The following is a 14,059-nucleotide window of genomic DNA, read 5'->3' on the forward strand; positions in this document are numbered from 1 at the left end:
TAACAGATCCGAGGTTTCCCGTGCGCCGTCCCGCTGCCCGAGCCGTGCTGGCTGGCTTTGCCGGCTTAGGCCTCCTGCTGACCGCGTGCGCTCCGACGGCGGGAAGCGCCCGGGGGACCGCGGGCGACGGCGTCGTCGACGTCGTAGCCTCTACGAGTGTCTATGGCGACATCGTCTCCAGCATCGGCGGCGACAAGGTCCGGGTCAGCTCGATCATCAGCCGCACCAGCCAGGACCCGCACTCCTACGAGGCCACCACCCAGGACAAACTGGCTGTCTCCAAGGCCGAACTCGTGGTGGAGAACGGCGGGGGATACGACTCCTTCATCGACACGCTCGCAACGGACACCGGGCTGGACCGCGGCAATGTGATCAGCGCCGTGGACGTCTCCGGCCTTGCCTCCGAAAGCCCGGCAGCGGCGAGCCCCGAGGCCTCCGGCCACACCCATGCGGCCACCGGGCTGAACGAGCACGTCTGGTACAGCCTGCCGGCCATGTCCCGCCTTACGGACGCTATTGCGGACAAACTCGGCACGCTGGAACCCGCCTCGGCGGAGACGTTCCGGACTAACGCGGCCGCATTCAAGGACTCGCTCGGCGGCCTGGAAACCAAGCTCGCCGCGATGAAGTCCTCGAAGGATCACGTGCCCGTGGCCGTCACCGAACCGGTGCCGTTGTACCTGCTGGAAGATGCAGGACTTGAGAACAAGACCCCCGCCGAGTACACGGCGGCGATCGAGGAAGGCGCCGATGTCCCGCCGGCCGTCCTCAAGGCCGCCGTCGATCTCGTGGGATCGGGGAGCGTCCGGCTGCTGGCCTACAATACCCAGACTGAGGGGCCGCAGACGCTGGCGCTGAAGAAGGCCGCCGCGTCCGCCGGCGTCCCGGTCGTGAACTTTAGCGAAACCCTTCCCGAGGGCCAGACCTTCCTGCAATGGATGACCGCAAATGTGGAGAGCATCAGCAAGGCCCTAGGATGATCGCAACAACGGAAGCGTCTGTCTCCGTAGGGAAATCGAGGAAACCTCATTTGACACCGGTAGTGAGCCTCCGCGGCGCCTCCCTGTCGTTCGGCCAGCGGACACTGTGGGAGGACCTGGACCTGGACATCAACCCGGGTGAATTCTTTGCCGTACTCGGCCCCAACGGCAGCGGCAAGACCACTTTCCTCAAGGTCCTGCTCGGGTTGCAGGAGCTGAGCACGGGCACGGCCGTGCTTGACGGCCGGCCCGTCGAACGGGGAAGCCGCCGGATCGGCTATGTCCCGCAGCAAAAATCTTTCGACCCCGACACGCCGCTGCGCGCCCGCGACCTCGTGGCCCTCGGCCTCGACGGCCACCGCTGGGGCATCCGCCTTGGCGGGGCAAAAGTGAACCGGAAGGTGGACGAACTCCTGGAGCTCGTCGGCGCCAGCGACTACGCCAAAGTGCCGGTCGGGCAGCTGTCCGGCGGTGAGCAGCAGCGCCTGCGCGTGGCCCAGGCCCTCGCCACCGATCCCAAGGTGCTCTTGTGCGACGAGCCGCTGCTGTCCCTGGATCTTCAGCACCAGCAGGCCGTCAGCGCCTTGATCAACAAGCAATGCCGCGATGCCGACAGCGCCGTGGTGTTCGTGACGCACGAGATCAACCCGATCATGGACTACGTGGACCGCGTCCTGTACCTGGCCGGCGGACGGTTCCGGGTAGGCACTCCTGCTGAGGTCATGACCACCGAGGTGCTCTCCGATCTCTATGGCAGCCCCGTGGAAGTCATTCAGGCCAACGGCCGGCTGATCGTGGTGGGGCTGCCCGATGCCACGACGCACCACCACCACGACGCGCATTCAGTCGCGGGAGAGGTGGGCTAGATGGATCTGGGCAACCTGCTGCATTCAATCTTCAACTTCGAAAACTACGGCGAGCTGCTCGTCCTGGTGCAGAACTCAATCTGGGCAGGCGCCGTCCTCGGGCTGCTGGGGGGCCTCATGGGCACCTTCGTGATGAAACGCGACCTCGCCTTCGCGGTCCACGGCATCTCCGAACTCTCCTTCGCCGGTGCGGCGTTCGCGCTGCTGATCGGCGCGGACATCATTCTCGGCTCGCTGGCAGGATCGGTGCTGGCGGCCGTGGTGCTGGGCCTCATGGGCGTCCGTGCGCGGGACAAGAACTCGATCATCGGCGTCATCATGCCGTTCGGGCTGGGCCTGGGCATCCTGTTCCTGTCCCTGTATGAGGGCAGGGCCGCCAACAAGTTCGGCCTGCTCACAGGGCAGATTGTGTCTGTCGGAACGGTCCAGCTGCAGGTCCTGGCGGCCGCCGCCGTCGTGGTGATGCTGGCGCTGGTCGCCATCTGGCGGCCCCTGACCTTTGCCAGCGTGGACCCAGACGTCGCCACCGCCCGCGGCGTGCCGGTGCGGGCCCTGTCCCTGGCCTTCATGGTGCTGCTGGGCATCAGCGTGGCGTTGTCGATCCAGATTGTGGGCGCCCTGCTGGTGCTGGCCCTGCTGATCACGCCGGCGGCGGCGGCCATGCGGGTCACGTCCTCGCCCCGGCTGGTGGTCACCTTGAGCATCGTCTTCGCCATGACGGCGACCGTCGGCGGAATCCTGCTGGCCCTCGGCGGCCGGCTGCCCATCAGCCCCTACGTCACCACGCTGTCGTTCCTGATCTACGTGGCCTGCCGGGTGATCGGCGGCGCGCGGGCGAAGCGGGGACTTAATGGCCGGGTTGTCCGCACGCCGACCCCTACCTCGACGCCGGTGGCTTGAGCGCGTGCGCCTGCCGCGTCCGATTTTCCCCAGCTTTGCGCAGGATCGACCGCGTGGCGCCGCGACCCGCTGGTTGATTGCCGCGGATCCACGTCAAAGGCGGGGAAATTCGGCCGTCGTGCTGCAGGGAACTTCGACGGCGAGGCTACTTTGCGGTCTTCAGCGCCGTGCACTCGGGGCATAGCCCGAAGATTTCCACGGTGTGCTCCACAGCCGTGAATCCGTGCTCGTTCGCGATCCTCGCGGCCCAGGCTTCGACCGCGGGTGCTTCAACTTCCACGGCCTTGCCGCAGTTGCGGCACAGCAGGTGATGGTGGTGCCCGGTGACGGCGCAGCGCCGATACACGGCTTCACCGTCGGCGTTGCGCAGGACGTCCACCAGCCCGTCGTCTGCGAGGGACTGCAAGATGCGGTAGGACGTCGCGAGGGACACCGTGCTCCCGCGCTCCTGGAGAATGCGGTGCAGCTCCTGCGTGCTGACGAAGTCCGCCAGATCGTCCAGGGCGGCACTGACGGCGAGACGCTGTTTGGTGACGCGCTGCTCCTTGCCCTGCACGGGTGCCGCTGACGAGACGGGTCTCGGCGCTGACGCCGGGGCCGGAATCCGGCTGTTGCCGGCGGTGGCGCCCTGGGACATCGTGGAACTCGCTTCGCTTTGGGGGTTTCGCGGGGGACCCGCTGAGGGGTGGTGGCAATGTCCAAGATTACCAGCGTCCAAGATTGCCGGCAGCGCTCCGTGGACACCGTGACGGGTGTTGCCTAGGCTGGCCGGATGAAGCTGACCAAATTCACCCACGCCTGTGTCCGACTCGAGAAGGACGGCCGGGTGCTGGTGCTCGACCCGGGGACGTTCTCTGAGACGGACCAGGCGTTGGCCGGGGCGGATGCCGTGCTGATCACGCACGAGCACGCGGACCATGTCGACGTCGACGCCGTCGCCGCGGCGCTGCAGGGCAACACCGCCCTTGAGCTGTTCGCCCCGGAGGCTGTGGCCGCCACGCTCCGCAGCAAGGCGCCCGACGCCGGGAGCCGCATCCACGCGGCGGTCGTCGGCGAGGACTTTGAGACGGCAGGCTTCGCGGTCCGGACCTTCGGGGGTCAGCATGCCCTCATCCATCCGCAGATTCCCGTCGTGGCCAACGTGGGCTACCTCGTGGATGCCAACGTCTACCACCCGGGGGACTCCTTCGCGATTCCCGACGGCGTCGAGGTCCGGACGCTGCTGGTCCCCATTCACGCCCCGTGGAACAAGGTGGGCGAAGTGGTGGACTTTGTGATCGGCGTCCGCGCGCCGCTGGCGTTCCCGGTCCACGACGCGCTCCTGAACGACACCGGCCGAGGCCTGATAGAAGGGCATGTGACCCGGATCGGAGCGAAATACGGCACCGAGTACCGGCACCTCTCCAGCGGAGACTCGGTGGAGGTCTAGCCCGTTGGAGGTTTAGCCACCGCGGGCGCCCGGGCGGCTCAGGCCGGCCACACACCGCTCTCGAAGAAGCCGCGCAGCACGGCCTCGTGGGGTTCGGGGTCCAGATCGTGGGCAGCCAGCCACTCCGCGTTGTAGTAGTTCCCGGCATAGCGGTCGCCGGCATCGCACATGAGCGTGACGACACTGCCCCGGCGGCCCTCGGCGATCATCCCGGCGATGAGCTGCCACGCGCCCCAGAGATTGGTGCCGGTGGACGGCCCGGCGTGTAGCCCCGCGTGCTCCCTGAGGTGGCGCATGGCCGCCACGGATGCGGCGTCGGGAACCTGGATCATGTGGTCGATCACGGCCGGCACAAAACTCGGCTCCATCCGCGGCCGGCCGATGCCCTCGATGCGGGACGGCAGGCCCGTCGGCGTCCCGGCAGCAGACGTGCCGCGGGCGGCGGTGGTCCCGCCGTCGGACTGGCTGTCCCGCCAGCCCGGATAGAACGCGGAGTTTTCCGGATCGACGACGGCGAGTCTCGTCTCATGGCGCTGATAGCGCAGGTAGCGGCCGATCGTGGCGCTGGTGCCGCCGGTGCCTGCCCCGACCACCACCCAGCGGGGGACCGGATGCTCCTCCAGGGCCAGCTGGCCGAAGATCGACTCGGCGATGTTGTTGTTCCCGCGCCAGTCCGTGGCCCGTTCGGCGTATGTGAATTGGTCCATATAGTGCCCGCCGGTGCTGCTGGCGAGGCCGGCGGCGGCATCGTAGACCTCCGAGGCATGGTCCACCAGATGGCACGAGCCGCCAAACTGCTCGATCAGGGCGATCTTCTCCCGGCTGGTGGTCCGGGTCATGACCGCGATGAAGGGCAGCCCGAGCAGCTGCGCAAAATAGGCTTCGGAGACGGCGGTGCTGCCGCTGGAGGCCTCGACGATCGTGGTGCCTTCCCGGATCCAGCCGTTGACGAGGCCGAACAGGAACAGCGACCGTGCCAGGCGGTGCTTGAGGCTGCCCGTGCGGTGGGTGGATTCGTCCTTCAGGTACAGCTGCACGCCCCAGTGCTCGGGGAGCGGGACGGAATACAGGTGGGTGTCGGCAGATCGGTTGTTCTCTGCGTTGATCCGGCGGACGGCTTCGTCGGCCCAGGCCCGGTCGTGTCGGTGCGCGGTGTTCACCGCTACAGCCTACCGAAGGCGGCGGGACGCCGAAGATAGAGTGGGCGCATGGACACCCTCATCGATGCAGTTGCCCTCAAAGACCGGTTGGACAGCGCCCGAGAAACGGGCCGCCGCACAGTGCTCCTGGATGTTCGCTGGGCGTTGGGTGACCCTCACGGCCACGACCACTACCTGCGCGAACACATCCCCGGAGGCATCTTCGTGGATCTGGCCACCGAACTCGCCGGCCCCGCGGAACCGAGCCGCGGGCGGCATCCGTTGCCGACGCCGCAGCAGTTCCAAGAGTCCGCGCGCCGCTGGGGCATCAACGATGGCGACGCCGTCGTGGCGTACGACGACAGCGGCAACATGGCCGCCGCCCGGCTGTGGTGGATGCTGCGCAACGCCGGCTTCCGTTCCGTCCAGATGCTCGACGGCGGCCTGGCCGCCTGGCGCGCTGCCGGGTTCGATCTGGTAGCCGGAGCCGAGCAGCCTGCATCGGGGACCGTCACGCTGTCCGGGGGAGCCATGCCCGCGATCGACGCCGGCCAGGCGGCTTCCTGGGGTCGGCGCGGGCTGCTTCTCGATGCCAGGGCGGGGGAGCGGTACCGCGGGGAAGTCGAACCCGTGGATCCCCGCGCCGGTCATATTCCGGGCGCCGTGAGTGCCCCCACCACCGGGAATCTGCAGCCCGACGGGCGATTCCTGCCCCCGGCCGAGCTGCGGGAACGCTTCGAACGGCTCGGCTACCGTGCAGGCGTCCCCACCGCCGTGTACTGCGGTTCCGGGGTGACGGCGGCCCACGAAATCGCCGCCCTTGAGATCGCCGGCTTTCCCGCTGCTTTGTACCCCGGTTCGTTCTCCGAGTGGTGCCACAGCGCCTCGAACGAGGTCATCACCGGAGCCGCCCCGTATGGCGAGGACGCGGCTTCAAACTAGAGCTCCTTCTTGCCGGTCCACGCACTGAGTGCACCTGTCCTCACTTTGGTCACCCCCGACAAGCCGCCGACCAGCCGTGCGGGCTTGAAGGTCTTGGCGCGATGCCGCAGCCGGTGTCTTGTTCGTGGCCGTTCTGCCGCTTCCGTCCTGAGCGGCGTGCCCGGCAGCGGCGGGGCCGTGGACTGGTAGGTGTGGCCGGTGGGGGTGGTGAGCTGGATGGTGTGTCTGGGGCCGGGGCGGGGCTGGGCGTTCCAGCCGGGGGTTTCTTTGGTGTGGTTGCAGGCTTCGCAGAGCCCGGCGCCGTTGGTGCCGGTGGTTTCTCCGCCGTGGTGCCAGGGGATGATGTGGTCCAGGTGCCGGATCGGGGCGTCGCAGTAGGGGGTGCGGCAGGTGTCGTCGCGGGTTTGGATGAAGCGGCGGAGCCCGGCGGGGAAGATCCGGGCCCGGGAGTCCATCCCGACGAGGTCCCCGGTGCCGGGGCGGGTGTAGAGGCGGCGGAGCCAGATGTCCGGGGCTGGGTTCTCGTCCGGTGTCAGGATTTTGCGGGCCCATCCGTCGGGGACGGTGCCGTAGCCGGGGAGGCGGGCGGGTTCGGAGTCGGCCTGGAGGAGGGTGCGGTCGGTCATGATGAGTTGGAGTTCGATGCCGGCGATCCCGCCGGGGGTGCCGGTGATGCGTTCGACGAGCGCGTCGGCCATGGCCTGGCCGCGGGTGCGGGGATCGCCGGCGGAGCGGCAAGAGTCGGCGTGCCGGGTCAGGGCGTTGTAGACGGCCACGCCCTGGGCGACGGGGAGCAGGGCGGTGAGGCAGGTCATGGTGTCCGGGGCCGGGCGGAGGCTGACGTGCCGGTCGGTGGCGGCGTGCGCGGCGCGGTCGGTGACGGAGCGCGGGTCGCGCCGGTAGGCGGCGGTGCGGGCCGCGGCGATCAGGCCCCGATCTCCGGCCCCGGCGAGGGCGCCGGTGTCGGCGGCCATTTCCTCATCGACCCCGGCCCGGTCGGCGGCGGTCAGGCAGGCGGTTTCGCGCACGAGCAAGGTGGCGCGCCATTCGTTGAGGATCCCGGTTTCCAGGGCGGTGAGGGTGTGCGGCATTTCGGTCACGAGGGCTTTGGCCAGGCCCAGGAGGCGGCTGCCTTTGGCGGGGGATTCGCGCCGGGCCAGGGCGATCTGCGCGCCGACACCCGCGCCGAGCTTGTCGGCCGGGACCCCGGCGGCAGCCTGCTCGCGGCGCTGAAGCGCATCGAAGGCCACCGTCAGGCGGGCCTGTTGTGCGGCCGCGGCGGATTTCAGGTCCTCCAGATCCCGGATCTCGTCGATCAGTGCGGCGGCACTGTCCGGGGACGGGAGGAAGGCCAGGATCCGGGCCAGGTCAGCGACCGTCACGGCACTTGCCGGTGCCGTGTCTGCCGGCCCCGTCTCGGGCCCCTGCTTGCCGTCCATGAATCCAGTCTCCCGTCGACCACCGACAAAATGAGGGCCGAGGCGGGTAGACAAGCCACGGGAGTCATGCGCGGCCTTGGCTCGTCCGCAGCAGCGAAGCCCTGGGGGGTGTCAGCTTGTTTGTGTAGGAGGGCTGTAGTCGCTGATTGATTGGAGAATCATTGTGGCTATGACTGAACCCCGTGAAGTTCTCCCGGAGGAGCCGGCCCGCAGTGTGGCCTGGCGCTCCAAAGTGGAATAGTCGCCGGGACCGGGGGTAGCGTCGACACATGACACCTGGACGTCCTGTACCCCCGCCCCTTGCCAAGCCGCTGCCGAACTCCGAGGCCTCCGACACCACCGCGATCAACGCCGCACACGCCGGCGGTGCCACGCTGGTCGCCGCCTATGGCGCCACCGCGCCGGACAGCGGACTCGTTCCCTTGACGGTGTCCCGCCGGGAGCCGAAGGCGGACGACATTGAGATCGCCATCGAATTTTGCGGATTGTGCCACTCGGACGTGCACGCCACGCGCGGCGAATGGGGCGGCGACACGTATCCGCTGATCCCGGGCCACGAGATTGTCGGCCGGGTCACCCGGGTCGGTTCCGCCGTCGAAGATTTCACGGTCGGTGAGCGCGTGGGCGTGGGCTGCATGGTCGATTCCTGCCGCGAATGCGACAGCTGCCTGGACGGCCTCGAGCAGTACTGCGAAAACGGCATAACGGGAACGTACGGATCCAAGGATCCCCGCAACGGAGGCGCGATCACCCAGGGCGGCTACTCGACGTCGATCGTCGTGGACCGCAACTACGTCCTGCGGGTTCCGGAGGGCATGGACCCGGCCGCCGCCGCTCCCTTGCTCTGCGCGGGCATCACCACCTATTCCCCACTGAACCACTTCGAGGTTGAGGAAGGTGACGTCGTGGGCGTTGTCGGGCTCGGCGGCCTCGGACACATGGCCGTCAAGATCGCCAAGGCCATGGGCGCCGAGGTGACGGTGTTCACGACGTCGGAGCAAAAGTTCGAGGCGGCCCGCGAACTGGGCGCCGACCACGTCATCCTTTCCACGGACCCGGCCGCGATGGAGGCCGCGGACCGCAGCATCGATGTCATCATCGACACCGTCGCTGCACCGCACGACCTCAACCCGTACTTCCGCACCCTGCGCGTGGACGGCGCGCTGTTCCAGCTGGGCCTCCCCTCGGAAGCGATGCCGCCCGTCAACCCCGGCGCACTGATCCGGCGCAGGATCGCGTACGCGGGATCGATGATCGGCGGCATGGCCGAGACCCAGGAGATGCTGGACTTCTGCGCCGAGCACGGTGTGGTGTCCGACGTCGAGGTGGTCGGGGCGGACCAGCTCAACGAGGCCTTCGACCGCATGGTGGCTGGAGATGTGAAGTACCGTTTTGTCCTGGACGTCAGCACCCTGGGGTCCCCGGCGGAAAAGGCGGACGCATGAGCACTCTCTTCACGAAAATCATCAACGGCGAGATCCCGGGCCGCTTCGTCTGGCGCGAGGACGACGTCGTGGCGTTCCTGACCGTGGGCCCGCTGGCTGACGGCCATACCCTCGTGGTGCCGGTCGAGGAAGTGGACCGCTGGACGGACGCCTCACCCGAGGTCCTCGGCCGTGTCATGGAGGTCGCCCGCAAGATCGGCGCTGTGCAGGTGGACGTCTTCGATGCCGCCCGGGCCGGCCTGATCGTCGCGGGTTACGAAATCAACCACATGCACGTCCACGTGTGGCCCTCGAACTCCATGGCGGACTTTGATTTCGGCTCGGTCGACCAGCACCCGGATCCGGCAAAGCTGGACGCCAACGCGGAGAAGCTCCGCGAAGGCCTCCGCAAAGCCGGGCATTCGGAGCACGTCCCGGACGCCTAGGTTCAGACACGCCGGGGGCACCCCGGCGCACCCGATGCATCACGGGCTGGCGCCGGCGCAGCACTCCCCAAGGGGTCTACGCCGGTGCCAGTACTTTGTTAAGCGCCGCCCGGATGCGCTTTTCGGACACCGAGTAGGCGGTCCCGAGCTCGACGGCGAAGAGGCTCACCCTGAATTCTTCGATCATCCAGCGCACGTGGGTTAACTCCGCGCCGGCCCGCCGTCCGGGCAGCAGCGCGGAGACGGCGTCGTCGTAGTCGTCCTCGAGGGCCTGGACCGCGGCCATGTGCTGGGCGTCCCGCTGGACATTGCCCGGCAGCTTCTCGAGGCGCTTCTCGATGGCCGCAAGGTAGCGGGGCAGCTGGCTGAGCTGGGCGTAGCCCGTGCGTGCCACGAAGCCCGGATAGACAAGCTGCTCAAGCTGGCTCTTGACGTCGTTCAGCGCGCTGATCAGGGCAAGGCTGGTGGTGCCTTTGAGCTGCTTTTCGATCCGGCGCGTGCTGGCCAGGATGCGTTCGACGACGGCGGTGACCGTGAAGACGGTGTCGATCAGCTCGGCCCGCACGGTCTCGTACAGTGCCTTGAACGAGGCCTCATCCCACGGCAGCTCGGCCGGGGTGAGCTTATCAATGGCGGCCAGGGCACAGTCCGCAATCAACGCGGTCACGGAGCCGTGCGGATTCTGGCTGAACGTCAGTTTCTCGGTGTTGTTCAGGTGTTCCAGGACGTAGCGGTCCGGCGGCGGCACCTTCAGGGCCAGGAGCCGGATGACGCCGGCCCGCATGGCCTCCTGCTGTTCGGATGCGGTTTGAAAAAGCCGCAGTGCCACGGATGTTCCCTCGTCCACCACGGCCGGGTAACCGGTGACGGTGTGCCCGCCGACGTTGCCCTGGACCTGGCGCTGCACGGTTCCGAAAGTCCAGTCCTTGAGGCCGGACACTTCGCGGAACCCGCCCGGGGTGGCGGAGGCGGCGGCCGCCGGTGCGGCCGATCCCGGCCCTGCAGCCCGTGAGGCGCCCGACGACGTGCCCGTCCCCTTAGGTGCGGCCTTCCCCCTGGCCGCGGGCGCCGTCGTGGCCGGGGTGGCACCGAGGGATTCCGCGATCGCCCGGCGGGTGGCCGGTGCCAGCCGCTCCTGCAGCGCAGTGAGGTCCTTACCCTCATCCAGTACCTTGCCGCGGGAATCCACCACCCGGAAACTGACCCGCAAATGCGCCGGCACGGCGTCCCAGTTCCAGGATCCCGGCGGGATGACCTGGCCGCGGATCCGGCGCAGCACGAGTTCGAGCGACGGCTCGAGTTCGTCCTCCGCGGGATCGAAGTCGGCTTCCAGCGCCGCGACGGCCTGGCGTGCCACGTCCGGCGCGGGCACGAAGTTCTTGCGGATCTGCTTGGGCAGCGACTTGATGAGCGCGGTGACAAGCTCCACGCGCTGCCCGGGGATCAACCAGCGGAAAGCGGCGTCGTCGAGCTGGTTCAGGAACAGCACCGGGACTTCGGCGGTGACGCCGTCGGAAGGATTCGGCGCCGAGCCGGGCGCCACGGGGTGGAACTCGTAGCTCAGCGGCAGCTCAAAACCTTTGTGGAGCAAGGTCTTGGGGTAGGCCGAATCGTCCAGGGCCGCGGCGTCCTCGCTGATCAGCAGGGACTGGTCGAAGTCGAGCAGCTCGGGGTCCCGCTGCCGCGCGTCCTTCCACCACTTGTCGAAGTGCCGCTCGGAGACCACCTCCTTGCCGATCCGGGCGTCGTAGAACTCGAACAACGTCTCGTCATCCACCAGGATGTCCCGGCGCCGCATCCGGGCCTCGAGCTCCTCGACCTCGTGGAGCAGGGCGCGGTTGCGGTGGAAGAACTTGTGATGGGTCTGCCAGTCGCCTTCAACCAGCGCGTGCCGGATGAAGAGCTCGCGGCAGAGCTCGGGATCCACGTTGCCGTAGTTGACCCGCCGGCTCGGGATGATGGGCACGCCGTAAAGAGTGACCTTTTCGTGGGCCATCACCGCGCCCATCTTCTTCGACCAGTGCGGTTCGCTGTAGCTGCGCTTGACCAGGTCCGGCGCCACCTGCTCGGCCCACAGCGGATCGAACTTCGCCGCGACGCGGGCCCAGAGCCGGCTCGTCTCCACGAGCTCCGCGGCCATGACGAAGGTGGGGGACTTCTTGAACAGCGCCGAACCCGGGAAGATCGCGAATCGGCTGCCGCGGGCGCCGGCATACTCGCGCTTGCGCTCATCCAGAATTCCGATGTGGCTCAGCAGCCCGGAAAGCAGGCTGATGTGGATGCCGTCATGGTTGCCCACGGGATCGGCCAGTCGCTTGTTGTCCAGGCTGATGCCCAGCGGCCGGGCGAGCTGGCGCAGCTGGGCGAAGAGGTCCTGCCATTCGCGGACCCGCAGGTAGTTGATGAACTCGGTCCGGCAGAGCCGGCGGAACGCGGTGGAGGAGAGTTCCTGCTGCTTCTCCTGAAGGTAGTTCCAGAGGTTCAGGTAGCCGGTAAAGTCCGAGTTTTCGTCCCGGAAGCGGGCGTGCTTCTCCGCGGCGAGCTGCTGCTTATCGGTCGGACGCTCCCGCGGGTCCTGAATCGTCAGGGCGGCCGCCAGGATCATGACTTCGCGGACGCAGCCGCGCTTGCCGGATTCGACGATCATCCGGCCCAGACGGGGGTCCACCGGCAGTTGGGCCAGTTGCTGCCCGACGGCGGTCAGCCCGCCACCGTTCCTGCCGCCGCCGCGGCCGGCAGCCTGTCGGCGGCCCGGGCGTCCGCCGCCGTCGCCCGTTTGCTCCTCGCCACTCGGCTCCCCGCTCCTTTGTCCCTGGGTCCGCACGGGGCTGAGGGCGCCGAGTTCGCGCAGGAGGCTGACGCCGTCGTTGATGGCGCGTGAATCCGGCGGTTCGACGAAGGGGAAGTTCTCCACGTCCTTCGGTCCGCGGGCCACACCCATGGCGGTCATCTGCAGGATGACGGCCGCGAGGTTGGTGCGCAGGATCTCCGGGTCCGTGAACAATGGCCGGGACTCGAAGTCCTCCTCGGAGTACAGCCGGATGGCGATGCCGTCCGAAACACGGCCGCAGCGGCCCGAGCGCTGGTTGGCCGAGGCCTGGGAGACGCGCTCGATCGGCAGGCGCTGGACCTTGGTGCGGTGCGAGTAGCGCGAGATGCGGGCTGTACCGGTGTCGATCACGTACTTGATGCCCGGGACGGTGAGCGAGGTTTCGGCGACGTTGGTGGCCAGCACGATCCGCCGTTTGCTGCCGGGGTGGAAGACCTTGTGCTGCTCCTGCAGGCTCAGCCGGGCGAAGAGGGGCAGGACCTCGGTGCCGGCCAGCCGCCGGTTGGACTGGATGCGGGCGTTGAGGGCCTCCGCCGCGTCCCGGATTTCGCGTTCCCCGGAGAAGAAAATGAGGATATCGCCGGGGGCTTCCAGGGCGAGCTCGTCGACGGCGTCGCACACCGCGTCGAGCGGGTCGCGGTCCTCTTCGAGTTCGTCGTCCGAGCCTGAGCCCTCGCCGTCTCCGTCTTCGGCGCCGGCACCGGCGCGCGCCGGCGGGCTGGGAGAGTGGCCGGTAGCGGATCTCCACCGGGTAGGTCCGGCCCGAGACCTCGATGATGGGGGCGGGCTCATCCTCGCTGCCGAAGTGCTTGGCGAAGCGTTCCGGATCGATGGTGGCCGAGGTGATGATGATCTTCAGGTCCGGGCGCTGCGGCAGGATCCGCTTGAGGTAGCCGAGGATGAAATCGATGTTGAGGCTGCGCTCGTGGGCCTCGTCAATGATGATGGCGTTGTACTTGCGCAGCAGCTTGTCGCGCTGGATTTCTGCCAGCAGGATGCCGTCGGTCATGAGCTTGACCTTGGTGGAGCGGCTGACCTCGCCCGTGAACCGGACCTGGAAGCCGACCTCCTGGCCGATCTCGACGCCGAGTTCCTCCGCGATGCGTTCGGCAACGGTGCGGGCCGCGAGCCGGCGGGGCTGGGTGTGCCCGATCAGCCCGTTCTCGCCCAGGCCGAGTTCCAGGCACATCTTCGGGATCTGGGTGGTCTTACCCGAACCGGTCTCGCCGGCGATGATGGTCACCTGGTTGGCCGCGATGGCGGCCATCAGATCTTCGCGGCGCTCGGAAACCGGCAGCTCGGCGGGGTAGGAAATATGCAATGTCATGGCTGGAGACAGTCTACTGGGACGGACTGTCCGCCGGGCCCTGCGCATAGTGAGGGCCCGGCTGGTGGAGCCGGGCCCAGTGCGGGTGTGCGGACTCAGAAGATCCGCAGGGTGTAGTTGACGCTGGGGAGATCCCGGGCCATCCAGTACTCTTCCGAGCGGACGGGCGGGTTGTGGCCGAGGCCATCCTTGCGCAGGGCGCCGATGGTGGCTGTGATGATGGCGATGATCAGGATGATGAGGGCGATTCCGAGGAGTTCCATACCTCCATGGTTCTCCCGCCCGTAGATGAAAAAAAGTGGCAGAAATGACCAAAAAGCTATAATTTCTGCCACAC

Annotated in this window: 12 protein-coding genes and 1 pseudogene; 7 read left to right on the plus strand and 6 right to left on the minus strand. The window is 68.0% G+C overall.

Going from position 1 to position 14,059, the window contains the following annotated elements:
* Positions 1-20: 20 nt before the first annotated feature.
* Genes ACVWZ7_RS17735 through ACVWZ7_RS17745 form a run of 3 tightly spaced genes read left to right on the plus strand, consistent with a single transcriptional unit; the run spans position 21 to position 2,746 of the window.
* On the plus strand, positions 21-980 hold the full coding sequence (locus ACVWZ7_RS17735; protein WP_456508611.1) for a metal ABC transporter solute-binding protein, Zn/Mn family: 960 nt from the start codon (positions 21-23) through the stop codon (positions 978-980).
* Positions 981-1,030: 50 nt separating this feature from the next.
* Complete coding sequence (locus tag ACVWZ7_RS17740) at positions 1,031-1,846, plus strand: metal ABC transporter ATP-binding protein (protein WP_344367340.1); 816 nt, start codon at positions 1,031-1,033, stop codon at positions 1,844-1,846.
* On the plus strand, positions 1,847-2,746 hold the full coding sequence (locus tag ACVWZ7_RS17745; protein WP_456508612.1) for a metal ABC transporter permease: 900 nt from the start codon (positions 1,847-1,849) through the stop codon (positions 2,744-2,746). It abuts the gene before it with no gap.
* A 145-nt stretch (positions 2,747-2,891) separates the two neighbouring features.
* Here ACVWZ7_RS17745 and ACVWZ7_RS17750 read toward each other — a convergent pair whose 3' ends face one another.
* The gene (locus tag ACVWZ7_RS17750; RefSeq protein ID WP_456508613.1) at positions 2,892-3,383 is read right to left on the minus strand and encodes a Fur family transcriptional regulator; all 492 of its coding nucleotides are present in this window, start codon (positions 3,381-3,383) and stop codon (positions 2,892-2,894) included.
* Between the two features lie 135 nt (positions 3,384-3,518).
* On the opposite strand from ACVWZ7_RS17750, the gene ACVWZ7_RS17755 reads away from it, so the two are divergent.
* Positions 3,519-4,175, plus strand: a complete 657-nt coding sequence (locus tag ACVWZ7_RS17755; RefSeq protein ID WP_456508614.1) for an MBL fold metallo-hydrolase — start codon at positions 3,519-3,521, stop codon at positions 4,173-4,175.
* 38 nt (positions 4,176-4,213) lie between these two features.
* On the opposite strand, the gene ACVWZ7_RS17760 is transcribed toward ACVWZ7_RS17755, so the two are convergent.
* Positions 4,214-5,335: a PLP-dependent cysteine synthase family protein gene (locus tag ACVWZ7_RS17760; protein WP_456508615.1), complete on the minus strand. Its 1,122-nt coding sequence runs from the start codon at positions 5,333-5,335 to the stop codon at positions 4,214-4,216.
* A gap of 48 nt (positions 5,336-5,383) precedes the next feature.
* On the opposite strand from ACVWZ7_RS17760, the gene ACVWZ7_RS17765 reads away from it, so the two are divergent.
* Positions 5,384-6,256, plus strand: coding sequence for a sulfurtransferase (locus ACVWZ7_RS17765; protein WP_456508616.1), 873 nt, complete (start codon positions 5,384-5,386; stop codon positions 6,254-6,256).
* Here the strand turns inward: ACVWZ7_RS17765 and ACVWZ7_RS17770 are convergent.
* Positions 6,253-7,695 carry a DUF222 domain-containing protein gene (locus ACVWZ7_RS17770; protein ID WP_456508617.1) on the minus strand — a complete coding sequence of 481 codons (1,443 nt, stop codon included), beginning with the start codon at positions 7,693-7,695 and terminating at the stop codon, positions 6,253-6,255. The two genes, ACVWZ7_RS17765 and ACVWZ7_RS17770, sit on opposite strands and share 4 nt — an antisense overlap.
* 269 nt (positions 7,696-7,964) lie before the next feature.
* Here ACVWZ7_RS17770 and ACVWZ7_RS17775 point away from each other — a divergent pair, with 269 nt between their 5' ends.
* Positions 7,965-9,140, plus strand: a complete 1,176-nt coding sequence (locus ACVWZ7_RS17775; protein WP_456508618.1) for an NAD(P)-dependent alcohol dehydrogenase — start codon at positions 7,965-7,967, stop codon at positions 9,138-9,140.
* Complete coding sequence (locus ACVWZ7_RS17780) at positions 9,137-9,565, plus strand: HIT family protein (RefSeq protein ID WP_456508619.1); 429 nt, start codon at positions 9,137-9,139, stop codon at positions 9,563-9,565. The genes ACVWZ7_RS17775 and ACVWZ7_RS17780 overlap by 4 nt, the downstream gene beginning before the upstream one ends.
* 76 nt (positions 9,566-9,641) lie before the next feature.
* Here the strand turns inward: ACVWZ7_RS17780 and hrpA are convergent, their stop codons facing one another.
* The 3 genes and pseudogenes from hrpA to ACVWZ7_RS17795 form a co-directional block, all read right to left on the minus strand.
* Positions 9,642-13,187 carry an ATP-dependent RNA helicase HrpA gene (gene hrpA / locus ACVWZ7_RS17785; RefSeq protein ID WP_456508620.1) on the minus strand — a complete coding sequence of 1,182 codons (3,546 nt, stop codon included), beginning with the start codon at positions 13,185-13,187 and terminating at the stop codon, positions 9,642-9,644.
* A gap of 94 nt (positions 13,188-13,281) precedes the next feature.
* Positions 13,282-13,770, minus strand: a pseudogene (locus ACVWZ7_RS17790) (DEAD/DEAH box helicase); the annotation flags it as partial.
* 47 nt (positions 13,771-13,817) lie between these two features.
* Positions 13,818-13,985: a hypothetical protein gene (locus ACVWZ7_RS17795; RefSeq protein ID WP_456508621.1), complete on the minus strand. Its 168-nt coding sequence runs from the start codon at positions 13,983-13,985 to the stop codon at positions 13,818-13,820.
* Positions 13,986-14,059: the final 74 nt, after the last annotated feature.

It is taken from the genome of Arthrobacter sp. TE12232, assembly GCF_054062615.1.